At 58.6% G+C, this 21,321-nt stretch carries 24 protein-coding genes; 6 read left to right on the forward strand and 18 right to left on the reverse strand.

Annotated features, from left to right (window positions below; all coding sequences use genetic code 11):
• Positions 1-730: 730 nt before the first annotated feature.
• Positions 731-2,341, reverse strand: coding sequence for a transposase (locus AMR74_RS00145; protein ID WP_082356837.1), 1,611 nt, complete (start codon positions 2,339-2,341; stop codon positions 731-733).
• A 347-nt stretch (positions 2,342-2,688) separates the two neighbouring features.
• Here AMR74_RS00145 and AMR74_RS00150 point away from each other — a divergent pair, with 347 nt between their 5' ends.
• On the forward strand, positions 2,689-3,663 hold the full coding sequence (locus AMR74_RS00150; protein WP_053770066.1) for a deoxyhypusine synthase: 975 nt from the start codon (positions 2,689-2,691) through the stop codon (positions 3,661-3,663).
• A 229-nt stretch (positions 3,664-3,892) separates the two neighbouring features.
• On the opposite strand, the gene AMR74_RS17010 is transcribed toward AMR74_RS00150, so the two are convergent.
• Genes AMR74_RS17010 through AMR74_RS00155 form a run of 3 tightly spaced genes read right to left on the reverse strand, consistent with a single transcriptional unit; the run spans position 3,893 to position 5,464 of the window.
• Entirely contained in the window at positions 3,893-4,123 is a 231-nt protein-coding gene (locus tag AMR74_RS17010) for a hypothetical protein (protein WP_240471116.1), read from the reverse strand.
• On the reverse strand, positions 4,116-4,301 hold the full coding sequence (locus tag AMR74_RS17015) for a 30S ribosomal protein S14 (RefSeq protein WP_077152235.1): 186 nt from the start codon (positions 4,299-4,301) through the stop codon (positions 4,116-4,118). Before AMR74_RS17015 ends, AMR74_RS17010 begins: the two co-directional genes overlap by 8 nt.
• Before the next feature lie 2 nt (positions 4,302-4,303).
• Complete coding sequence (locus AMR74_RS00155; RefSeq protein WP_205625940.1) at positions 4,304-5,464, reverse strand: NAD(P)/FAD-dependent oxidoreductase; 1,161 nt, start codon at positions 5,462-5,464, stop codon at positions 4,304-4,306.
• A gap of 52 nt (positions 5,465-5,516) precedes the next feature.
• Here AMR74_RS00155 and AMR74_RS00160 point away from each other — a divergent pair, with 52 nt between their 5' ends.
• The 3 genes from AMR74_RS00160 to AMR74_RS18895 all read left to right on the forward strand — a co-directional run bounded on the left by AMR74_RS00160 (position 5,517) and on the right by AMR74_RS18895 (position 7,363).
• The gene (locus tag AMR74_RS00160) at positions 5,517-6,803 is read left to right on the forward strand and encodes a GTP-binding protein (protein WP_053770067.1); all 1,287 of its coding nucleotides are present in this window, start codon (positions 5,517-5,519) and stop codon (positions 6,801-6,803) included.
• A 2-nt stretch (positions 6,804-6,805) separates the two neighbouring features.
• On the forward strand, positions 6,806-7,072 hold the full coding sequence (locus tag AMR74_RS00165) for a hypothetical protein (protein ID WP_053770068.1): 267 nt from the start codon (positions 6,806-6,808) through the stop codon (positions 7,070-7,072).
• Between the two features lie 138 nt (positions 7,073-7,210).
• Positions 7,211-7,363 carry a C2H2-type zinc finger protein gene (locus AMR74_RS18895; protein ID WP_008439973.1) on the forward strand — a complete coding sequence of 51 codons (153 nt, stop codon included), beginning with the start codon at positions 7,211-7,213 and terminating at the stop codon, positions 7,361-7,363.
• An 87-nt stretch (positions 7,364-7,450) separates the two neighbouring features.
• Here the strand turns inward: AMR74_RS18895 and AMR74_RS00170 are convergent, their stop codons facing one another.
• The gene (locus AMR74_RS00170) at positions 7,451-7,858 is read right to left on the reverse strand and encodes a DUF7475 family protein (RefSeq protein WP_053770069.1); all 408 of its coding nucleotides are present in this window, start codon (positions 7,856-7,858) and stop codon (positions 7,451-7,453) included.
• A 201-nt stretch (positions 7,859-8,059) separates the two neighbouring features.
• Between AMR74_RS00170 and tsaA the strand changes: the two genes are divergently transcribed.
• Complete coding sequence (gene tsaA / locus AMR74_RS00175; protein ID WP_053770070.1) at positions 8,060-8,551, forward strand: tRNA (N6-threonylcarbamoyladenosine(37)-N6)-methyltransferase TrmO; 492 nt, start codon at positions 8,060-8,062, stop codon at positions 8,549-8,551.
• A gap of 453 nt (positions 8,552-9,004) precedes the next feature.
• Here the strand turns inward: tsaA and AMR74_RS00180 are convergent, their stop codons facing one another.
• From AMR74_RS00180 to AMR74_RS00220, 10 genes are all read right to left on the reverse strand, one after another.
• The gene (locus AMR74_RS00180; RefSeq protein WP_053770071.1) at positions 9,005-9,388 is read right to left on the reverse strand and encodes a DUF7124 domain-containing protein; all 384 of its coding nucleotides are present in this window, start codon (positions 9,386-9,388) and stop codon (positions 9,005-9,007) included.
• A 1-nt stretch (position 9,389) separates the two neighbouring features.
• Positions 9,390-10,682 (reverse strand): FAD/NAD(P)-binding protein, encoded by a 1,293-nt coding sequence (locus tag AMR74_RS00185; protein WP_053770072.1) that lies wholly within the window; start codon positions 10,680-10,682, stop codon positions 9,390-9,392.
• Positions 10,679-11,737 carry a metal ABC transporter permease gene (locus AMR74_RS00190; protein ID WP_053770073.1) on the reverse strand — a complete coding sequence of 353 codons (1,059 nt, stop codon included), beginning with the start codon at positions 11,735-11,737 and terminating at the stop codon, positions 10,679-10,681. Before AMR74_RS00190 ends, AMR74_RS00185 begins: the two co-directional genes overlap by 4 nt.
• Complete coding sequence (locus tag AMR74_RS00195; protein WP_053770074.1) at positions 11,734-12,510, reverse strand: metal ABC transporter ATP-binding protein; 777 nt, start codon at positions 12,508-12,510, stop codon at positions 11,734-11,736. The genes AMR74_RS00190 and AMR74_RS00195 overlap by 4 nt, the downstream gene beginning before the upstream one ends.
• Positions 12,507-12,728 (reverse strand): DUF7511 domain-containing protein, encoded by a 222-nt coding sequence (locus tag AMR74_RS17020; protein WP_077152236.1) that lies wholly within the window; start codon positions 12,726-12,728, stop codon positions 12,507-12,509. The genes AMR74_RS00195 and AMR74_RS17020 overlap by 4 nt, the downstream gene beginning before the upstream one ends.
• Complete coding sequence (locus AMR74_RS00200) at positions 12,725-14,320, reverse strand: metal ABC transporter solute-binding protein, Zn/Mn family (protein ID WP_053770075.1); 1,596 nt, start codon at positions 14,318-14,320, stop codon at positions 12,725-12,727. The genes AMR74_RS17020 and AMR74_RS00200 overlap by 4 nt, the downstream gene beginning before the upstream one ends.
• 401 nt (positions 14,321-14,721) lie before the next feature.
• Positions 14,722-15,387: a cobalt-factor II C(20)-methyltransferase gene (locus AMR74_RS00205; protein ID WP_053770076.1), complete on the reverse strand. Its 666-nt coding sequence runs from the start codon at positions 15,385-15,387 to the stop codon at positions 14,722-14,724.
• Between the two features lie 42 nt (positions 15,388-15,429).
• Positions 15,430-16,014, reverse strand: a complete 585-nt coding sequence (locus tag AMR74_RS00210) for a MogA/MoaB family molybdenum cofactor biosynthesis protein (protein ID WP_053770077.1) — start codon at positions 16,012-16,014, stop codon at positions 15,430-15,432.
• On the reverse strand, positions 16,011-17,342 hold the full coding sequence (locus AMR74_RS00215) for a GTP-binding protein (protein ID WP_053770078.1): 1,332 nt from the start codon (positions 17,340-17,342) through the stop codon (positions 16,011-16,013). The genes AMR74_RS00210 and AMR74_RS00215 overlap by 4 nt, the downstream gene beginning before the upstream one ends.
• Positions 17,342-18,559 (reverse strand): GTP-binding protein, encoded by a 1,218-nt coding sequence (locus tag AMR74_RS00220; protein ID WP_053770079.1) that lies wholly within the window; start codon positions 18,557-18,559, stop codon positions 17,342-17,344. The genes AMR74_RS00215 and AMR74_RS00220 overlap by 1 nt, the downstream gene beginning before the upstream one ends.
• A 97-nt stretch (positions 18,560-18,656) precedes the next feature.
• Here AMR74_RS00220 and AMR74_RS00225 point away from each other — a divergent pair, with 97 nt between their 5' ends.
• Complete coding sequence (locus AMR74_RS00225; protein WP_053770080.1) at positions 18,657-19,088, forward strand: CopG family ribbon-helix-helix protein; 432 nt, start codon at positions 18,657-18,659, stop codon at positions 19,086-19,088.
• Between the two features lie 7 nt (positions 19,089-19,095).
• Here the strand turns inward: AMR74_RS00225 and AMR74_RS00230 are convergent, their stop codons facing one another.
• The 3 genes from AMR74_RS00230 to AMR74_RS00240 all read right to left on the reverse strand — a co-directional run bounded on the left by AMR74_RS00230 (position 19,096) and on the right by AMR74_RS00240 (position 21,321).
• Positions 19,096-19,485, reverse strand: a complete 390-nt coding sequence (locus tag AMR74_RS00230) for a CopG family ribbon-helix-helix protein (protein ID WP_053770081.1) — start codon at positions 19,483-19,485, stop codon at positions 19,096-19,098.
• A gap of 136 nt (positions 19,486-19,621) precedes the next feature.
• Positions 19,622-20,425, reverse strand: coding sequence for an energy-coupling factor ABC transporter ATP-binding protein (locus AMR74_RS17025; RefSeq protein WP_199241341.1), 804 nt, complete (start codon positions 20,423-20,425; stop codon positions 19,622-19,624).
• Positions 20,426-20,505: 80 nt separating this feature from the next.
• Positions 20,506-21,321 carry an energy-coupling factor transporter transmembrane component T family protein gene (locus AMR74_RS00240; protein WP_053770083.1) on the reverse strand — a complete coding sequence of 272 codons (816 nt, stop codon included), beginning with the start codon at positions 21,319-21,321 and terminating at the stop codon, positions 20,506-20,508.

Consider the following 21,321-nt stretch of genomic DNA (forward strand, 5'->3'; position numbering starts at 1 on the left):
GATTTCAACAGAGCCGAATTACGATGTTCTATCTCAGAAAGGACGACTGGTTCTGATATATTCCATCAATACGCACCCTTCATCGACCAGCTGTTTCAGTCGATAATGTGTCTAAAGAATAGGATTTCAACAGAGCCCGCTGAACGATAGATTCCGTCTCCTCGTATCCTCGTTCGCGTATTTTCTTGTCGAGATATGCGAATTTTGTGGTATCGTAGACCCTCTCCAAGAGCATATCTCGTTTCTGCCCAACCACCTGCTGCCTCGAATTTCCACGATCGTTTTCGTTATCCTTGCTCATTTTGTATTGCTATTCTAAAATTACAAGTGGTAGATACTAAATTGGTCCCCGTATCTGCTACGCTCGCAGACCAGTATACAACTCTGCCGGATAGACGTGCGGTCGGCACGCAGACATACTGAACGGGTGACTCACCCCCTACTGACGTCGAAGGAAAGGAATGCATCGGTTCCACCTTCTGAAGCTGTGACCGTATACATTGAGATAGTTGGTCTCATCTTCAGTGGGCAGTGGAGTTGCCACAGTTTCGGAGGATAGGCTAGTTTTGGATCGAATGGCCATCAAGTCGTGGTGATTCTCACCGATCAGGCATCGGTTTTGAATCCTTACTCTCGAACTACCGGACGGGCGTACGAAATTGCGTGGATTTTGGCGCTGCTGAATACGGTTGTCACTCTTGAGCGGCGGACCCAGCGAGAGCTCAGCCGATTAGTCGTGCGGGATCAACGCCGAGGCAACGAGCTCAACACACTCACCCGCAGTAATCACAGGTGCGTAGTCCATCTCGCCGTCGATGTCCGCTTTCAGCAGGAAGTCGGTCAGCCGCCAGATATTGTACAAGAGGACCGCGAACACGAAATAGAACAAACGAACGCGGTAGTCTTTCGAGGAGGTCTTCGCGAGAAAGTCACCTTTGATAGATTTGTACTCACTCTCGATCTGCCACCGGCGGCTGTAACGCTGACAGAACGTCTCGGCTTCCTCGGGACCGACTCGAAGATTCGTCGCGAAGACGGCCGTTCCCTCTCCACTCGTCGACGGTACGTACAGGAGCCGCATTGGATGCGATCCAGATTCCACATGGACAGAAGCTGACTCAACAGCCACCTCTTGGTCGTCTCCCTCCATTTGTTTGAGTACATCCCGTTCGGAGCTGGAGACTCGCTTCGGAATGAGGTAGTTCACATCGAGGTTTGAGAGCGTCTGGAACACTTGTATCGAATCGAACTCTCGGTCACAGAGTACTGTCTCGATCGGAACGTGTCTTTTCGTTCGTCGAACGAGTCGCCGAACAGTACGATGGATCTGATTCGACGGGTTGTCGTCCCATCCAGAACTTTCTCGAACCGGTTCCACGGCAAGAACGAGCGGGATATTCTGTCCGATGATCGAGAGCGTTGCGAATTTGAAGGCCCGACTGTCTCTATCTTTCGTACCGCTGACCATCGGCATCCCGTCGACATCCCCGTAATAGGGGATAGTCGTGATGTCGATCGCAGCTGTCACCGGCCGACGGAACGATGCTTCGGATTCGATGACCGAGAGCAGCCGATCGGCCACTGCATCGAATCCATCGATCAGCTCCCCTGGCGCAAACTGTTTGATCGTTCTAAGATGCGTATCGCCGTGTGGGCTGCTGTCCGAGCCGTGTCGATATTGAAACCGAGCCGCTCCTTGCGGTGTCCCGCAGCTGACCATTCCGATGAACGTTTGCAATTCGAAGAACTGTGTGTCTTCGTAGGTCGCGTTCGCAGCGCGACCGGAATCAAACTCATCGAAGCCGTGATCACGAGCAAGTCGAGCCGTCCGGTAGATTTGCTTGTCGGAGAATTCACACCCAGCCGTCTCATCATCAGTGGAGGGGTCCACTTCGTCGACGATCTCTGCTTTCGGCCGGACAGCGGGAGCTGAAAACTCGCGGTCGTGCGATTGTTTAATGACGAAGTGCGAAGCAATCTGGACGAACTCCCGAACGCCCTCGTCGAAGCGTTTCCGCCACGTTCGGGACAACACGGATTCATCGGGGATGTGTTCCAAATCGAGTGGCTCGGCGAGTTCTTGGTACCGAGCCAGCGCTCGATAGCTTGTACCTGTGGCCTCTTTGTAGATGAGGAGCCGAACCATTCCGAGAAAGGAGTGTGGAGTAGGGTGCCACTCGGGATAGCCATCGTTGAGGTATTCGGTTCGAATCGTACTCTCAGCGACGCTCAATAGCAGGGAGTCACCTTCTCGCAACTGTTCAGTGATTTCGATTCCTGTGTTGTAGGCGTTGGTCATCCGGCAGGCACGGTCAGAAAGCGGGTCTAGTGACTCCGCCATCAATTCCCAAGACGGTTGGTTTGACTGTTCTGTTGAATCCGCAGAAAGTGTCTGGATCGGGTCACTCTGTACTCGGCTCTGGAGCGCTGTCAAAAAATCAAATGTGGAATCTTGGCAGAGAGAGTGAGGGCCAAGGTCACTAGGTGGATCGATCTAACTCCTCGATGAGGAAGAGTGAGATGATCCTCTCTTCAGGGATCGTGATCTCCATGCTGTCATCGGATTCAATAGAACAGACCTCGTAGTACTCCCCGATGGGAGAGTTACTGTCAGTCAGTATTTTGACATATTGAAGTTGTACAAACCGATTTCGGGTTCTTCAAATCAGTATAAGAGTACCCAGCTATATGGACAACGACGATTCGTATGACCACGTCGTCCCCGGAAGTGATGAGGAACTCAACACACCAGACGTCCGTGGCTACGACTTCCGCGGAGAATTCGACTTCCACGAGATGCTTGACGCCTACGCGACTACAGGCTTCCAAGCAACACAACTCGCGGAAGCCATTGATATTGCCGACCGCATGCAAGAGGCGGACGCTACGGTCTACCTCACATTCACATCAAATATCATTTCCTCGGGCCTGCGTGAGGCTGTTGCCTACCTTGTCCGAGAAGGATATGTGGACGTTCTCATCACGACGTCTGGGTCACTAACTGAGGATGTCATCAAGACAGCGAAACCGTTCAAGATGGGTGATTGGGACGCCGACGAGGCAGCACTTCGAGATCAGGGTATCAACCGACTCGGGAATATTTTCGTCCCTTCCGATCGATACGTATGGTTGGAAGAGTATCTGTATGACTTCTTTGACGATTTCTTTGCAGATGAGAAGATCCGGACCCCGACAGCCTTTGCACGCGAGTTAGGAAAAACGCTTGATGACGACGATTCTGTGTTGAAGCAAGCGGCAGACAACGATGTCCCGGTGTACTGTCCGGCCCTGACGGATGCTGAGGTTGGGAACTTTCTCTATTATTACCGACAAGGCTACGATTCGGACGTTGGAATCGAAATCTTAGACGACTACGATTCCCTGATCGAAGACGGTCTTTTAGCAGATACAACCGGTCTTATTGCTGTCGGCGGTGGTGTCCCGAAACATCACGCCATTATGACGAATCTCTTTCGAGGTGGTGCAGATTATGTCGTTTATATCTCTACTGGGATGGAAGGAGATGGGTCGTTATCAGGTGCACCACCGAATGAGGCGGTTTCCTGGGGAAAAATCAAAAAAGAGCAAACGAATTATACCCAGGTTGAGGCAGAAGCAACACTTGTATTCCCACTCTTGATCGCAAGCGCGTTCACCGAGTGAATTCGGTCCGTTTCGTCTGAGAGGTGTACCAGACCATTCTGTTTTATTGAATCCGATGACGGCGTTAAGCACACTCGACTCTCCCGCTCCGCTACTGCGTTCAGAGTGAGGCTATCCTGTCGCCTTCTGCGGATTCAAATAATGCTTGGAACCTCACTGGATTCCAAGGATGGTCCTCTGTCACCCGATTACGTCGTCGGCTCTTACAGTCTCCACCTGCTGAAAAGATTCAATCTTTGGTTACATATCGAATAGCTAGTACGTCACCTGATTTGTCAGACTCGTATCTTCCGACGTCGACGGTCGATTCACGGACGTTCCCTGTCTTCGGCATCGTCCCGGAGAGTCCAGCGCCGAGTTCCGACTTCCCGATATTCTCCTTGCCGACGACCACGACGGGTTCCTTCCCATCGTTCTCGGTCGATGGGATCTTGTCAGTGACGCTCCGTGCGTCAGTCATATTTTTTGAATCCCATCTTTGGAGCCAGTTCCCGGAACGATTGCCGGCAGAGCCAGATGTCGTACTTACCGACGAGGCCCTGTTCGCGCCCCGTCATCCGGCAGACGTGTCGGTCGTCGTCTCTCGAATCGTTCGACTGCCCAGTTCCACTGTCTTTCTGCGGAGTATCTCGTGTCATGATTAGCAGTCACACATGTCGGGTTCGCAGCAGGACAAGTCCTCGAGGAACATGTTCTTCTCACGGTACTCGTCGAGGACAGTTCGGTCGACGTCGAGTCTGGTAGCGATTTCGTCGGCCACGACAGCGAAGCGCTGTCTGAACTTGTAGATGGAGCAGAACTGCTGGCCGTTGTGGGCGACCTGTGGACCGGCGAGAAACAGGCCGGGACTGATGGTCGACCCGTCTTGGTCGGTCAGCCGGGGCTGGCCACTTTCGAACTCGAAGTGCTCGTCGACGATGCCGAGTCCACTCTCGAATCCAGTCGCGAGCACTGGCTGATTCCGTGTCGTAAATGACGCGCCGTCGGTCCCGATTACGTCGAAGGTCCCCTCCTCGACGTCGACGCGCTCGACTCGAATTCCGTCTTCGAGGGCGATCGGTGCGTCGTGTTCAAGTGCCTCCCGTAGCCGCTGGCTCGTGTATGGGGAGAGGACTTCGCTCGGGTCCGGTCCTCGAAACTGCCACGACCCGTCCTCGTCGACGACGAACACTTCGTGACCCAGGTCAGCGAGTGCGAGGGCCGCGTCGATACCACTCTCGTACCCGCCGACGACGACGATGGGGTCCTCGATACACTCGTCGGCGAACGCACTCCAGGACTCGACTCGGGAGTTGTGGAGGGAGTGATTCGCGCCGGGGAACGGATCGTCGTTCGGTTGCTCGAACTGCCCGGCCGCCCAGATGACGAATCGACTCTGGATGACGCCGGTTGACGTGTGGAGTATGAATCCGTCGTCGTGTCGTTGTACCGACTCCACGTCTACACCGGTTCGGATGGGTAAGTCGTGAAACTCGACAACTCCTTGGAGATATTCAGCGTACTCTCCGCCGGTCGAGTGTTCACGGTCGAGCGCAAATGCGGGCGAGGTGTCAGTGGTGACGGCGTTGAGGTCGCGGCAGCCGAAGCTGTTGCTGGGAAACGATGGCGTAATGAGGCGCATCTCTTCTGGCCACTGTTGGAACGACGCCCCGACATCGTCTCGCTCGAGGATGGCGTAGGAGTCGAGACCCAGATCCGCGAGGACGGCCCCAACACCGACGCCTGCGGCGCCTGCCACGACAATCGCTACGTTGAGCGACTCGTGTTTACGTGCTTCTTCGGATGTCACTGTTAACAACATAGGATAGTAGATAGCCAATTATAAATAATATGCGCTATGGTCTTAATAACAGATGAGTCGAGAGACGATTCCCGTCACCGTGCTGAGCGGCAACCTCGGCGCGGGCAAGACAACCGTGCTGAACAACCTCCTGAGCACGCGAACGGACCTGGACGTCGCGGTCCTCGTCAACGACATGGGCGAGGTGAACGTCGACGCCGAGCGCGTCGCCGAACACTCGGACATCTCGGAGGACGACGAGGATCTGATCGAACTGTCGAACGGCTGTATCTGCTGTGAGCTACGCGGCGACCTGCTGGACGCGCTCGCGAAGCTCGCACAAGCCCGCGAGTTTGATTACTTGGTCATCGAATCGACCGGCGTCGCCGAACCGTTGCCGGTCGCCCAGACGCTCACCATGGGATTCGATCAAGGCGACCTCGATCCCACGGAGTTCTACGAGGAGACCGGCATCGAAGTGATGGACTACTACGAACTCGACACGACCGTCACTGTGGTCGATGCCCACCAGTTCTGGACAACGTTCGATTCGAAGGAATCGCTGATGGACGGCGACACCGAGAAAGACCTCGGAAGCCTCTTGATCGAACAGATCGAGTTCTGTGACGTCCTGCTGTTGAACAAGTGCGACCTCGTCGACGAGGAGACGCTCGGCGAGATCGAAGATATGATCGAAGTGCTACAACCGCGCGCGAAGATCATCCGAACCGAACACGGCGCCGTCGATCCCGGCGAGATCCTCGACACAGGACGGTTCGACTTCGAAGCGGCGAGCCAGTCCGCGGGGTGGCTACGGGAGCTCCAGCAGCCGCACGAATCTGCTGAAGAGGAACACGGTGTCACGTCATTCGTCTACACGTCGCGCCGTCCGTTCCACCCCGAGCGGTTCGCCGAGCTCCTCGACTCGTTCCCCGCAAACGTCGTCCGCTCGAAAGGCCACTTTTGGCTGGCGGGTCGCGAAGAAATGGCACTCGGATTGAACGTTGCGGGACGGTCGATCCGAGTCGGGTCGGCCGGTGGTTGGATTGCGACGCTGCCGGAGAACGAGCGCGAGAGCTACTTCGAGGCCAATCCGGAGCTCGAAGAGATATGGGACGACAAGTGGGGTGACAGGGGGACCCAGCTCGTGCTCATCGGTACGGACATGGACCACGACGCGCTCCGCACCGACCTCAATACGGCCCTGCTGACCGACGAGGAAATGGACGCCGACTGGACCGCCTTCGACGACCGGTTCCCGACGTGGGACGACGGAGACTCCGCCACACCTGAAGAGGGGACCGAGGAGCCGACCGAGACGACCGACGACGGCGCCGAGGAGGTCGGCCTCGCGGACTGACGATGTCCTCGCCACGATCCCTCTTCCGGACTGTCGTCAACAAGAACGCACCGCACGAGACCCGTAAAGCGGCGATCAGCGAGCTCGCCGAGATAGACGCGACGACACAGCTTCGCGTGATCGTCGTCGCAGACGGCCTCAACGGGTCGTTCCGCCGGAACGCGTTGAACGCGCTTGGTCGATGCCGAGCGACAACAGAACTCGGTGAGCTGGTCGACGACGCGAGCCTACCGACAGCGCTCCGAGAGCGGGCGGACCGGCTTCGCTAGCGCTCGATGCGGTTGGTCAAATCTCGTTTTGAGCTCGGAACTTAGTTAGTAAGTGCTCCAATTTAATATTCTAAAGCAGTTTTCACACTCCGTTTTTTAATAACACTCTTGTATATATGGCCCTGAGTTGTTAATGTAATGTCGTACACCTGCTCCAGCTGCGATGCACAGTTCCAGAGCGCTGCCGGCGTGACCCAGCATGTCGCGCTTCACCACAACACGTGTGCCGAGTGCGACGAGAATTTCGACGACACCGATTCGTTGCGCAACCACATCCACGAGAACCACTGAGCGATCAAGGAGAAAGCCTCGCGCTTCAGCGCGAGGGGAATGTCAAAGAGAATTGAACCGCAGAGCAAATTCGAACCGGTGAAGCTGTTAATCGCTTGTGCTGCTGTACAGGTAAACCGACACGATCGCGAGGAAAGCTTCCGCAACCTTCGTGATGGTGACAATTGGATTAATCGCCCCGTTCATGTAGAATGCTTCAATCCCCCAACCCCGGAACGGGAATAGCGCAAGAATTGTCACCAACGAGTACACTGCAGCCACCAGGAAAAATGAGCGTCGCCAAAACCGGGTGAAATACAGTGCTGCTCCGCCAAGGAAACCTAGTCCGTTAAGCACGAAGAGAACCGCCAGCACAACGCTCATTTCAATCGCTCGCGTCGTCGCCACGAGATGGATGAGTCCCGTAATGAGGGCCAAAAGAACCGCCACATACCCGATCGATTCCGACGGCCACTGAAGCATACTGTCTGACTTTGTTGTATGGTTCGTACCCATACACACAATACTATATGAACATATAAAAGTGAACGTTATTATATAGAATCGTGGGAATCAGCTGTCCACTGTTTCGGAGGATAGGCTGGTTTTGTGTCCAATATCTATTGACTTGTGGTGCTATTCACCAATCACTACGCCGCGGAAAATATCTGTCTCGGTCACGATACTGATTTTTCGGTAGAAGACGAAGCAACGAATGTGCCCAAAGACACGTTCAGCTACGAATCGATTGGAGTGATTCGGACGCCGTTCGAATCAGCAGAAGGAATGCCGATTCAACCGATCGGGGCAGATTCAGTCACAGGAACTGTCGAAATCGAGGCGTCGTATGCGGACGGATTAGCGGATCTTGCCGAGTTCTCGCACTGTATGCTGTTGTACCATTTTCACGCATCTAGCGATGAAGCTCCCCTACGGATCGAACCGTTTCTCGATGACGAACAGCGAGGAGTCTTCTCGACACGGGCGCCACAACGTCCGAATCCGATTGGCCTCTCCGTTGTGGCAATCGAGTCCGTCACAGAACAAGAACTGACCGTGAGCGGTATCGACGTCGTCGACGGGACACCATTGCTTGATATCAAACCGTTCGTTCCCGAGTTCGATATTCCGTCCGAGGTGGAGACAGGCTGGCTCGATGCGTCGGAATCGACGATCCGATCAGAACAGGCCGACAAGCGGTTTCTCTGATAAAGATACAAGTGCATACCTCCGTCTTCAGGCGGAGGTCGAGCGACACTCGGCTCGTTTGTTCCGGTAGTTTGAATCCTGTGGCCTCCAGTTGTCACGGATGCTACGGAATCGGTGAGAGGCCGTCCCCGAACCACAAGGGGTGGTGAACTAGCGGTGGTCCACACGGCAATGACACGGATTCCGACGGGGCCTCATTGGCCGGGCCACAGCCCTACGAGGGAGACAAACGAGAGTTTCCCCGGTGTGTCGCCGGTTCCCTCCGAGTGCGGGTTGGAACCAAATGGCGACGACCGCCCGAATCCGATGGTCGGATTCCTCCGCGTTTACGCGGAGGAGGAGGTCAATTCCCGGTCGCTACTCGTGGATATTCTGAGCGAGTTTCCAGTCCTACAAACGAGTTGTCTTACCGCGACAGGCGAGCGCTTTATATATTCAGCTTCATTCATCTCGCTACGGCCAGTTGCCGCCAGTTGAGGACGTAGTCTCAATCTCCCAGTCCGCAGTGCCCGCAGCGTCGGTCACTAATTGAAACGTCCAGTCGGGTACTGTCTCTACCACCCTCGCGGTCTCGTCTGTCCCGACGAATACGTACCGTTCCGTCTCGAAGTGTCCTCGGACCGCCGTCAGCGCCTCCGCTATCGAACGTGGTCCGGACAGGAACTCTTGGTGATATCCGGCCTCTCGCACTCGCCGTCGTTCGATGTACGACGGCTCCGAGGAGACGATCCCGACGTTGCTGGTCCAGGTAGTGGCATCTTCAAGGGCACGGGCGGGCCGCGCGAGTTGCTCGAGTGCGCCAAGCGAGACGGCGAGCGTGAGATCGGTCGAAGCCACGTCACGATCCTCCTCGAGAGCTCATCGGTAGGGGGTCTGTCCGCGCCTGATCTGGTGGGTCGAGAATCCGCTCTGCGGCCCGGCGGGCACCGACGATATTGCGAGCGAAGGGACCGACGCTGGGCTCCGCGAGCGCGCCCGAAACGTACACCGCGGACTCAGTGCTGTCGGTCCGTCTCCATGCGAGGGTTCGATCGTCGAGGACGGGAAATCCCTCGGCCCCGCGTGCGAGCGACAGCGACTCGCTGACGCGGTCGACCAACGGCTGCTCGGGAACCGGTTCGAGTCCGGTCGCGAGGACGACGCGTGCGGCCGTCGCTCTCGTGCCGTCGTCGAAGCGGAGGGACAGCCCCTCGTCTGTCGCGTTCGCAGACGTGATTTCGCCTTGCCGGTGTTCAAGCGCACCACCGTCACGCGCTTCGGCCAGTCGTCGTTCGACGTACGGCGGGATCGTGGCGTCGTTGCGGGCGGACCGGATCCGATCGAGACGAGCCTCCGATCCCGGCGGGAGCGTGTGGATTTCTTTGCCGATGTGACGCCAGTTGATCCAGTGCGGGTCGGCCTCGGTCAGTTCGATTTCGAGTTCGTGACGCGACAGGAGTGTCACCGCGGTCCGCTCTGCCAGACGCCAGGCGAGGTGCCCGGCAGTGATACCCCCTCCGACGACGAACGTTCGCCCCTCGAACGGGTCGGGCGTCGCCGGGTCGAACGCTTCGTCCCAGACGTGTGCGAGCGGCGCGTCGTCCGGGAGCGACGCCGTCCACTCTGGGAGCGTCGGTGTCGCACCGAGCCCGACGGCCAAGACGACGCGGTGGGTCTCAATCGCTCCCGCGTCCGCTTCCACCAGATACGTCTCTGTGCCCGCAGACCGGGAAACATTGGTTATCTTCAACCGATGATGACAGTCGGAAAGCTCACGACGCTCGATAACGTCGCGAGCGTGGTCGAGAAACAGGTCAAGAGTCGGTCGGTCCGGGTAGTTCTTCGTCGACACGAGTTCGTTCGCTCGGTGGTGTCCTTCCGCGAACGACTCGAGCGAGAACGACTCGGTGTCGATGTGGTGGACGAACGTCGACCGGAGGGTCTCCATGCCGCACTGATTGGCCTTCTTGGCGAACGAAGCGAGTAACTCCTCGCGCGGGTCGAGGATCCGAATCTCGTCGCGCGTGTACTCACCCTCCGTAATGAGGTGGTTTGCGAGGCAAGTGCCGTGAATTCCGCCGCCAACAATCACGTACTCGTAGGGGGGATCACCACTCAGTGAGTGATCAGCCGTCAACCTACCGACTGTCACTCTCGTTTTCCTCCGTCGACTTCCAATTCTTTTCGGTGGTGATTGGACTGACGATCACTGAACCGTTGTACGATCGGAAGCCGATACCCCAACTTTCGACTACTAAGCGCGACGGCGTACACTGCAATCGCCGCGACGACGATCGAGCCGCCGGCCGCAATTCCGTAGACGTACGACAGCGTCACACCGGCTATCGCCGCGAACTCGGCGGCGAGGATCGCCAGTAAGATGGATTGCTTGAAGCTCTCGGCGACTTGCGCCGCAGCGGCGACCGGAACGACGAGCATCGCAGCGACGAGGATGACGCCCATAATCTGCATCGCGCTGACGACGACCAGCGCCGTGAGCACGACCATGAGGCGTTTGTATAGGCGGACGTTCAGTCGCGCCGCGCGGGCGGCCGTCGCGTCGAATGTGACGTACAAGAGTGGCCGATAGGCCAGCGTGACGAGGCTACCGACGAGGACACTCATTAACGCGAGGATACCGACGCTCTCCGTCGAGACAGTCGCCAAACTGCCGAATAAGTAGGCGTCGATACCGACCGCGATGCCGCCGTCGGTGGCAGTGATGAGGATGCTGCCGACGGCGAATCCTCCCGTCAGGACGATCGCCAGCGAGGTGTCGCTGTACGCCCCGGCGTGTTCGACGAGCAACTCTACGAGTAGCGCCGTGACGATTGCGACCACGAATGCGGTGAACAGCGGCGACAGCGTGAGCGAGAAGGCCGAATTGAGGAACAACCCGACGGCGACGCCGGCGAAGGCTGTGTGTGCGAGCGTATCGCTGATCATCGCCATCTCTCGATGGACGAGGAACGTCCCGACGACCGGCCCAATGAGAGCGATACACAACGCAGCGAGGTAGGCACGTTGCATATACGGGTATTCGAGCATCGGCATGCCGAGCAGGTCGGCCAACACGTCCATTCCGGGACCAAAGACGTAGTTGAGGAACCACTCGATAGGGGCGAAGACGTTGACAGCAAAAAGCGGAGTCGCTATCATGTCGTCGAGTGGAACACTCTCTCCGAGGCGACGTAGTGTGAACATCATTTGTGGTCGTGCTGGAGGATGTGTTGGTCTCTCCCATATGCCTGCGAGAGGGCATCAGTCTCGACGAATTCCTCCGGGTCGCCGTCGAAGTACAACTGACGGTTGAGACAGGCGACGTCCGTCGCGTGCGTGGTGACGACACCGATGTCGTGTTCGATCAGGATGACGGTCAGCCCGGTCGCGTTCAGCTCATGGATGAGGCCGTAGAACTCCTCTCTGGATTCGGCGTCGACGCCGACCGTCGGTTCGTCGAGCGCGAGCAGGTCGGCCTCCGAGGCGAGCGCACGGGCGATGAACACCCGTTGGCGTTGGCCACCGGACAGTCGACCGACCCGGCGAGACGCGAGGTCTGTGATTCCCACCTGTTCCAGCGCGTCTTCGATCGCTTGCCGGTCCGCTGCCGAGAATCGACCGAAGAGCCGCCGCGGGTACCGCCCCATCTCGACAACCTCTTGAACCGTGATTGGCATATCGCGCGCCGCCTTCGTTGCGTCCTGTGCGACGTATCCGATCCGCTCACCGGCGTCGAACTCGTGGGCGGGTTCGCCGAACAGCGAAACCGTGCCTTCGTCTGGTCGACGAAGTCCGAGCATCAGGTCAAGCAGCGTGCTCTTGCCGCTCCCGTTTGGCCCGACTAGTCCGAGGAAGGAGCCAGGCTCGACGTCGATCGACACCGACTCGAGAACTGGGGCCCCTCCGTAGCCGAATGTGACGTCATCGACGCTGATGAGGGGGTTCCCCGACTGTTGCCGCTCCATCGTTGCTGTCGTCATCGGTAGTCGTCGAGGTCGACGAACGAGTTCTCGTACGCCGTAATCCAGGTTGTTGTTCGATACGGAACAGCCACGTCCGGCGGATAAATCGTACAGACGGGTCTCTCCGCTGGGCCGACGACCAGTGCCATCAGTCCCGAACGAGGGCTCTCGGATGGGCCGGGCTCGGCGTTCCCGTCCCACTCCGGTTCCGTGTCGCCAGACGTGGTGTCGCTCATTCTGCGTCGAGGGCCTGCTTCAGGGTCTCGAGATTGATGTTTTCCATGATCTCAATGTAGCCCCAGCCCTCATCGGCCCACTCCTGGGTCTGTCCGGGAATTGGCGTCAGCGGGAGGACTTCGGTGGCGTCGGTCTCTGCGACCAGCTGGTTCGCCGCCGTCTGAGATTCGAGCGGATCCGCACAGACGTACTGGAGGTCGTGTTCGGCGATGATCTCCTGGGCCCGTTCGATATCCCTCGGCGTCGGCTGGTCGTCCGGTGACAGTCCCGTCAGCGTCCGGACCTCGAAGTCGTAGCGCTGACCGAGGTACTGGAAGGCGTTGTGACCAGCGACGAACACGACGTCTTTCGAGGCGCCCTCTAGCGTGGACCGGAACGACTCGTCGAGTTCGTCCAGACGATTACGGTACGACTCGGCGTTCTCGGCGTAGGCACTGGCGTTGTCGCCGTCGACGTCGACGAACCCGCTCCGGATGTTGTCGACGGCCTGCTTCGCTCGCTCGGGGTCTAACCAGAAGTGCGGGTCCGCTCCGCCGGAGTGGTTGTGGCCGTGTCCCTCCTCGCCTTCGTGATCGGCTTCTCCCTCGTGCTCGCCTTCGTGTTCTTCACCACTCTCGTGGCCGTGTTCACCCTCATGCTCGCCATCGCCCTCGTGCCCGTGTCCGCCCGCACTCTCAGTCACTTCGGGCTCGATGACCGACCCACTGCCGTCGGTGAGCGTCGCGTCGAACTCAGCGGGAGCGTGCTGGGCAAAGAGGACATAGTGACCCTCTGTTTCAATGTCGAGGGAGAACGTCGTCTCACCTGAGTCCGCGAACTGGAGGTGATAGAGTGACTCACTGGACGGCGTGAGTGTCTCGCCGCCTTCGACCGGTGTGTGCGTGTCGTGGTCGCCGTAGAGGGCTGCCGCAGTTTCCTCGACGTGGTGAATGCCGTGGTCGCCACCCTCGTCGGTCGCGATGACGGCGAGCTGCATCTTCGGATCGGGGCCCTCGTGGAACGTGTGCGTGTAGGTGCCAGCTTCGAGGTGGTAGAGGCCAGCCCACTCCCAAGGAGTCTCCCCACCGTGATCGTGTTCTCCTTCGCCGTCGTGGCCTTCCTCGTGTTCCCCCTCGTGACGTTCCTCGTGTTCGCCCTCATGATCTCCTTCGTGACCGTGATCGTGGTTATGTCCGCCTTCAAGGAGGCTGATACCAGCACCGGCAGCGACCACGTCGACGTCAGCGTCGTCGTCACCGAGACTCGTCACGAGGTCGTCAGCCCACGGCTGGAATCCCTCCATCCCGTAGAGGAAGAGGTCAGATTCGAGGACTGTTCCCTGGATCTGTGGCCCCGGTTCCCACCCATGGCCGTGTTGGCCGATCGGGACGAGCGTCTCTGCGGTCGCGGTGTCGCCTGCAACCTGGCTGGCTAAGTCCCCGAATACGAAGAACGAAGACTGGGCTTCCGGCCCGGTATTCTCTGTCGCTGTTGAGCCGTCATTCTCCGCCGCGCCGGAGTCGCCGTTGTTCGATGTACAGCCCGCGAGCGCACCGATGGTTGCCGTACCGAGTCCAGCTACGATGAGTCGACGTCGAGTGTATCGAGGCATCTGTTGATAACATCAGCAAATTAGATAATAAAGACTGTGATTTTAGTCAGTCAAGTTAATAAGAATCACTAACCAAAATCTGAGTTTAGTAACTAGTGTCGTGGTAACTAATGCGAGTCGTAGAATTGCTAATTATTGCTACCTCGAAATCCGTATTACACAACCCCGAGAATGGTGCTAACAGGCTTTTCGTACTCGCATCCCGAATGAATGAATGTAATGTGCCACTGTTTCAGCGACCTAGCCGAGATGAGTGATAAAGAGCGTACGGAAATCCTCAGCGAACACTCGACAGAAGAACTCCGCGCGGAATACTCCACGGAAGAACTAGAAACCCTCGGCGTCACCGCCTGAGGCTAGTTCACGTTGGTGCTACCCGGACGACCGACAGCGTCCGCCCATCACGAAGACCCGGTCGCCTCCCGTTTCTCTGCGTACGCGAGTGTGTAGTAGTCTCGATCAGTTACCTCTCCGGGATTGTTCGTAACAAGGGCCTCTTCGGTATCCATGAAGAGTCGCCGTCCGAACGTCACCTCGTAGCCCGCTTCGGTCATCTTGTCGTAGGTCGTCGGTGCGTCGGTTACTTTGAACAGGATCAGCCGATTTGGGCCGATCGGTGCTTCTCCCTCGGTCGCCTCGCGGAGCGTCAGTTCTGCTCCGGCGTCGATGTCGACCCCGAGGACTGAAGCGAACGCCGTCACACTGCTGACACCCGGAACGACTTCGATGTCGACGCTGGGATGCTGCTCGCGAAGCGTCCGACGCAGGTGTCCGAACGTCGAGTAGATACAGGGATCGCCGAGCGTGACGAACGCCGCGTCGGCGTCGCGCGCGTTCGGCGCGACTTCCGCGGCCGCCGCCTCCCACGCCGCCTCCAGCTCTTGGGGGTCGGTCGTCATCGGGAACTCGAGGTCACCCAGTTTCGAGTCGGGAACGTACTCGGTCGCGACGCGCCGTGACAGTCGTCCGGGTGAGTAGACGATGTCGGCCGATTCGAGCCGTCGCTTGCCGCGAACCGTGAGCAGGTCAGTCGCGCCCGGCCCCAGTCCAATTCCGTAGAGCGTCATCGTTGCTGCTCCCTCGGTAAGCTTGGGGCTCCGCGCACTTGCTTACCCATCGATCTCACCGACTGTGTGTCGCGTCGCGAGCCCGGCGAGATGCGGGGCCTCTTCGACGATGATCTCGGCCGTGGCGAGTTCAACGGCGTTCACGCTTCCGGGCAGCACGAACACTGGAACGTCGCGGGCGATACCCGCCGTTGCGCGGGTCGCGACGACGCGGGTTCCGACCTCCTCCCACGAGAGCCGCCTGAACGCCTCGCCGAAGCCTGGTAGCTCGCGGTCGAAGAGCTCGCTCACCGCGTCCGGACTGACGTCGTCGACAGTGACTCCCGTCCCGCCGGTAGTTACGACAAGGTCAACGTCCAACCGATCCAGACACTCGCTCACAGTGGTCTTAATCCGGACGTAGTCGTCCGGAACCGTCCGGCGTGACGTGACGACGTGACCCGCGTCAACGAGAGTGTTCACGACGGCGTCACCGCCGGGATCGGTCGGGTCTGCTTCCGTGGCGGTTCCTCGGGACGACGAGACGGTCACGATTGCGACACCGAGTGGATCAACGCAGTCGTGACCGTCTTCGTCCGTCGTCCGTCGGTCCGCCGCCGACGGGAGCTCCGAGTGATTCCCGGTCACTGTCCCTCACCGACCACGAGACGCTGTTCCATCGGTGGCTGAGACCGGTCCATCGTCCCCGGAAACGGATTCTCGAGTTCGTCCCAGTTCCCCGCCATCTCCGGTTCTGAGAGGAGACAGTCGTCAAGGGCGGCGGCGATGGCCGAGTCGTCCATTCCAGCGCCGATGAAGACGAGCTTTATTTCACGGTCTCCCCACTGTTCGTCCCAGTGGAGATCCGGTCGTGACTCACGGTAGGAATCACGCTGGAACTTTGGGACCGTGACCGCCCATCGGCCGTTGACTTCGACGTGCGTCTGCGTACCCGCTTGGCTCAAGTCCAGCGCGTATCGCTCGCGTCCAGCGACCCACAAGTGTCCTTTCGCTCGGACGACGGACTCGGGGAACGAGCGGAGCCACTCACTGAACCGTTCCGGATGGAACGGTCGGTGGCGCTCGTACACGAACGAGTCGACGCCGAACTCCTCCGGCGGGTGACGGTGATCGTGGTCGTCACCCGGACCATCGTGGGTACCGTCGTGACCGTTGTCACGCTCGGAAGCCTCGTCGTGGCTGTGACTTTTTCGGTGATCCATCTCTGCTGATTCCGGCTCTCCGGTTCCTCCGTGGTCGCTCGAGAGCACCTGCTTCCACCGGGCGGACCGTTTCGCTTGTTCTCTGTCGAATCGTCCAGTTCCGAGAACGTCGTCGGGTTCGACGGCGCTCTCGGTCGTGCGGGTGATGTCGACACCGGGGTGGAGCGTTTCGAGCACGCGTTCGACCGTCTCGCGTTCGTCTTCCGTGACGAGGTCACACTTGTTGAGGACGAGTACGTCGCAGAATTCGACCTGTTCAGCAAGTAGATCCGAAAGCGGTCGAGAGCCGTCATCCGTCGACTTGATCGGACGACCGTCGACGAACGTTCGATGGAACTGTGCGGCGTCGACCACCGTGACGGTCGTATCGAGATCGTACAGCGTCGACGCACGTGCGGGCGAGACGAACCGCTGGGCGATGGGGACCGGATCGCTGATCCCCGAGGCTTCGATGACTAGATAATCGAACTCCTCGTCGAAGGCCAGACGTAGCAGCTCCTGGTCCAATTCGTTCTGGAGGCCGCAACAGATACAGCCGTTCGACAGTTCCGTGACGCCGCCGTCTTCCATCGAGAGTTCGGAGCCGTTCTCGATGAGGCCGGCGTCGACGTTCACCTCGCCGACGTCGTTGACGAGAACAGCGATATCGTACTCCTCGCCGCCGACGGTAAGGAGGTGGTTCAGCAGGGTCGTTTTCCCGGCCCCGAGTCCGCCACTGAGTATCGTGACCGGCGGGTGGTCGTCGACGGTCATCAGTCGTCAGCCAGTGCGAGTTCGCGCTGTTCGTCGGCGGTGAACGGGTCCGGATACTCGTTCCAGTCTTCCCCCATCTCTGCGTCTGAGAGGACACAGCCTTCCAGTCGCTCGATCAGTGTCTCCTGATCGAATTCGCGGCCGATGAACACGAGTTCCGATCCACGGTCGCCCCACTGGTCGTCCCAATCCTCTTTGATGCCGGGGCGGGCGGCGAAGTAGCGCTCTTGTTGGGCCTGCGGGAGCGTGGCGATCCACGTCCCTTTCGGACCGGCCCGAACCGACTGGCCTGCTTTGTCGAGACCCATGGCGATGTCTTCGCGACCGGCGGACCAGAAGAAGCCCTTCGCGCGAACGATTCCGTCGGGGAGGTCGGCGAAGAGGCGAGCGATCCGCTCGGGGTGGAACGGTCGGCGGGATTCGAAGACGAACGAGGTGACCCCGTGTTCGTCGGCGGCCGACTCGTGGTGATGGCCGTGCTGGAGTTCACGCTTCCATCCGGCGGACTGACTTGCGCGATCGAAATCGAACCGACCCGTATTCAGAATCTCTCCGGGGTCGACCGCCCCGTGTTCGGTTCGGATAATATTTGCTCTCGGTTGGAGCGCCCGTAGCACTGCCTCCATCTCTTCAAGTTCATCGTCGGGGACGAGATCGCACTTGTTCAACAGGAGGACGTCACAGAACTCGATCTGATCCATCAGCGCCTCCTCGGGGACCCGGTTCCCTTGTGGATCGATGGAGTCGTCGGTGAGAGCTTGGCCGGAATCAAACCCCTTCCAGAAGCTGTGCGCGTCAACGACACTGACCATCGTGTCGAGTTCGTAGACCTCCGTAGGGTCGAAATCCGCGTCTTCGAATCCGCGAGCGAACGTCTGCGCGACCGGAATCGGTTCGCTGATCCCAGACGACTCCACGAGGAGGTACTTGAAGTCTCGCTCGTCGGCTAATCGGCCTACCTCGTCAAGCATGTCCCCGCGAAGCCGACAGCAGATACACCCGTTCGACATCTCGATGATCTCGTCGTCGTTCTGGGTGAGATCCGACTCGCGTTCGACGAGGTCGGCGTCGACGTTCACTTCGCCCATATCGTTTACTAAAACGGCGGCGTTGAGTTCCTGTTCGCTACTAAGAATGTGGTTGAGCGTCGTCGTCTTGCCAGCTCCGAGACTTCCGCTGAGAATCGTTACCGGGATCGGGTAGTCGTTGGACGGCATACTCTAATTATGAATCTACTACACTAAAATACTAATTATTATGTTTATACTCTACTGTCATAACAGGAACTAATAAGACTGAATAAAACTTTAATATATGAGCGTCGTTAGCATCTCGATGCCCGAGGCCTTGCTGGAACGCATCGACGAGTTCGCCGAAGAACACGGGTACAGTGGCCGAAGCGAAGTCGTTCGCGAAGGCACACGCACGTTATTCGAAGAGTTTCAAGAGCAACATATCGAGGGACAAAAGCAGATGTGTACGGTAACGGTCGTCTTCGAGTACTGTCAACCCGCCGTCCAGGAGCGTCTCACGAGAGCACGCCACGAGTACGATGCTATCGTCTCCGCAACTACCCACACACACGTCCAAGACCAGTACTGTATGGAGTTGTACGTTTTAGAGGGGACCACAGAAGTACTATCTGGATTCGTCAACAGCGTTCGAGCAGTGCCGAATGTCCAAGCGGTGGATTACTCGATCGCCTCACTGGACGATGCCCACATTGATCAGCGCATCAAGTCTTGAGCACCGCTCAGTCCTCGGCGAGGAGCATCAGTTTAACACGACTCACCGTATCGAAATCGCGCAAGCGATAGGTGAGAGTCCGAACACGCGAGGCTGGCCCGTTACAAAAGAGCGTCTCGAGACACCACTCTCCTTCATGGATATGATTCGTGGTCGTGATGACGTCCTGAAACTGGTGTTGTACGTCGTGGATGTCTTCAATAACCGCTTCGTGTTCGTAATCGAAGGCCATGACGACGACGACGTCGCCTTCGATATCTTCTAATCTGGTGTGTGCCTCAATGTACTCTTGCATCGCTTCGCGGGCGCCACGCGAACGCGAATTTAGCCCTTCTGCTTGCCACGTTTCATCGAACTCGGACAGGAGGTCATCGGGAATGTTGAAGCTCGTGCGCATGATTTTGTTCTCTATTTTATTGGTGATCTATCTTCGAATATCACAATACTCCCGAGTCGTGGGAGACCGCTCACGCAGGCTCCGACCACAAGATTGCGTCCCATCAAGAAGTCGTGAGAGATGCCGAAGAAGGCGGTCAGTCATGTCTGTGTCCATCTGCGGAGGGTGTCGGTGTGGTGCTGGAATTTCCAGCTTCCGTCAGGAGCGACACGAGGTCCGATTCGGTCACCGGCTGTGCCGTCGCCCCCAGCCCTGCGTCACGAGCCACACGAACCGCGCTCGGTGGGTGAAGGTTCGCGTCCGCCAACAGGGCGTCGTCGTAGAACACTTCTCGGGGCGTTCCGCCTCCGATGATGTTGCCCTCGGCCATCACGCAGACGCGGTCCGCGACTTCGGCGGCAAATTCGAGGTCGTGCGTCGACAGGACGACACTGATACCGTCCTCGTGAATTTGCTCGATCCGCTCCGCGACCAGCTGAGACCGGTCGGGATCAAGCCCTGCGAGTGGTTCGTCGAGCACGACCACACTCGGTTCGAGGACGAGCACACCGGCGAGGCCAGCGAGCCGTTTCTCCCCACCGCTCAGGTAGTGTGGGATTCGGTCTTCGAGGTGGCTCGCGTCGACAGTCGCCAGCGCTTCACGAGCGCGTTCCCTCGCTTCGTCTCCGGGGACCCCGTAGTTCTGAAGGCCGAACATCACGTCGTCGAGGACTGTGGGCGCGACGAGTTGCGTATCGGCGTCTTGGAATACGAAGCCGACCTCTTTTCGCGCGTGTGGCTTGTTGTCCTCGGAGATCGGGGTCCCGTCGACGACGAGCTCGCCGTCGTCGGGAACGAGGGTGGCGTTCAGATGTTCGAGGAGCGTGGACTTTCCGGCGCCGTTGCCGCCGACGAGGGCGACGACCTCGTCGGGATACACGGAGAAATCGACATCGTGCATACCCACCGTCCCGTCCGGGTACGTGTGGGCTTGACACTGTAGATCAACTAGGGGCCGCCGGTCTTCAGAGCGATCCGTACTCATACTGGAATCACCTCGTAGACGCCGACCAGCGCGTAGGCGACGACGCCGGCGTAGCAAGCGCCGATAACGACGAGCTCACGAGCGGGCGGTCGCGGGACGTCCCCGTACAGCGTGAGGTCGCCGTCGTATCCGCGGGCTTCCATCGACTTGACGAGTCGTTCGGACTGCTCGATCGCTGACAGCATCGTCATGCCGAGGATCCGGGCGTACAGCCGTTTGTTCGACCAGAATTCTGAGAAGTTCGCTCCGCGGGAGAGCGCGGCTTTCACCAAGTCCTCAAGCGTCTCAAGCATAACGAACGTGAACCGGTAGGTGAGGAGGGCGACCTGGTCGATCGGTCGCGGAAGCAACCGCCCGAGCATGTACGCGACGTCCGTGTATTTGGTCGTCATCGACGCCGTCAGCGAAAACGTGACGACCGTGAGCGACCGACAACTGAGCTCCAAAAAGAGGGTGAGACCCTCCCACGTAACCGAGAAACCGCCGAAGGGCGTCGGGACTGCGCCCCCGATCGGCGTCCCCGGTTCGAGAAACGCAAGCGGTCCGGCGACCGAGATGATGAACAGCATCGGGAGTGTGTACCATCCGATGAGCCGCCGAAACGGCAGGTCAGCGAGTCCGTAGACTACCAGTACGGTTCCGTACAGACCGGCCAAGAGCGCGAGGCGGTCGAACACCGTGACGGCGAGAACGAGCACACCGACGACGCCGACCTTCGTCCACGGGTTGATTCGATGTAACGGTCCGTCTCGCCGCTCGGCGAACGCCGTAATGAGCCGAGGGTCAGGGACGTGATTCGAGAGCGTTGTCAC

Source organism: Halorubrum tropicale (assembly GCF_001280455.1).
Lineage (GTDB): Archaea > Halobacteriota > Halobacteria > Halobacteriales > Haloferacaceae > Halorubrum > Halorubrum tropicale.

Excerpts from the sequence above, each read along its gene's own strand:
- AMR74_RS00150 (WP_053770066.1), top strand. The coding sequence starts at position 2,689 with ATGGACAACGACGATTCGTATGACCACGTCGTCCCCGGAAGTGATGAG.
- AMR74_RS00205 (WP_053770076.1), bottom strand. The coding sequence starts at position 15,387 with ATGACGCTCTACGGAATTGGACTGGGGCCGGGCGCGACTGACCTGCTC.
- AMR74_RS17015 (WP_077152235.1), bottom strand. The coding sequence starts at position 4,301 with ATGACACGAGATACTCCGCAGAAAGACAGTGGAACTGGGCAGTCGAAC.
- AMR74_RS00145 (WP_082356837.1), bottom strand. The coding sequence starts at position 2,341 with ATGGCGGAGTCACTAGACCCGCTTTCTGACCGTGCCTGCCGGATGACC.
- AMR74_RS00215 (WP_053770078.1), bottom strand. The coding sequence starts at position 17,342 with ATGACCGTCGACGACCACCCGCCGGTCACGATACTCAGTGGCGGACTC.
- AMR74_RS00165 (WP_053770068.1), top strand. The coding sequence starts at position 6,806 with ATGTCCTCGCCACGATCCCTCTTCCGGACTGTCGTCAACAAGAACGCA.
- AMR74_RS00195 (WP_053770074.1), bottom strand. The coding sequence starts at position 12,510 with ATGACGACAGCAACGATGGAGCGGCAACAGTCGGGGAACCCCCTCATC.
- AMR74_RS00170 (WP_053770069.1), bottom strand. The coding sequence starts at position 7,858 with ATGGGTACGAACCATACAACAAAGTCAGACAGTATGCTTCAGTGGCCG.
- AMR74_RS17025 (WP_199241341.1), bottom strand. The coding sequence starts at position 20,425 with ATGCACGATGTCGATTTCTCCGTGTATCCCGACGAGGTCGTCGCCCTC.
- AMR74_RS17010 (WP_240471116.1), bottom strand. The coding sequence starts at position 4,123 with ATGACTGACGCACGGAGCGTCACTGACAAGATCCCATCGACCGAGAAC.
- AMR74_RS18895 (WP_008439973.1), top strand. The coding sequence starts at position 7,211 with ATGTCGTACACCTGCTCCAGCTGCGATGCACAGTTCCAGAGCGCTGCC.
- AMR74_RS00200 (WP_053770075.1), bottom strand. The coding sequence starts at position 14,320 with ATGCCTCGATACACTCGACGTCGACTCATCGTAGCTGGACTCGGTACG.
- AMR74_RS00155 (WP_205625940.1), bottom strand. The coding sequence starts at position 5,464 with ATGTTGTTAACAGTGACATCCGAAGAAGCACGTAAACACGAGTCGCTC.
- AMR74_RS00190 (WP_053770073.1), bottom strand. The coding sequence starts at position 11,737 with ATGATGTTCACACTACGTCGCCTCGGAGAGAGTGTTCCACTCGACGAC.
- AMR74_RS00160 (WP_053770067.1), top strand. The coding sequence starts at position 5,517 with ATGAGTCGAGAGACGATTCCCGTCACCGTGCTGAGCGGCAACCTCGGC.
- AMR74_RS00225 (WP_053770080.1), top strand. The coding sequence starts at position 18,657 with ATGAGCGTCGTTAGCATCTCGATGCCCGAGGCCTTGCTGGAACGCATC.
- AMR74_RS00230 (WP_053770081.1), bottom strand. The coding sequence starts at position 19,485 with ATGCGCACGAGCTTCAACATTCCCGATGACCTCCTGTCCGAGTTCGAT.
- AMR74_RS00220 (WP_053770079.1), bottom strand. The coding sequence starts at position 18,559 with ATGCCGTCCAACGACTACCCGATCCCGGTAACGATTCTCAGCGGAAGT.
- AMR74_RS17020 (WP_077152236.1), bottom strand. The coding sequence starts at position 12,728 with ATGAGCGACACCACGTCTGGCGACACGGAACCGGAGTGGGACGGGAAC.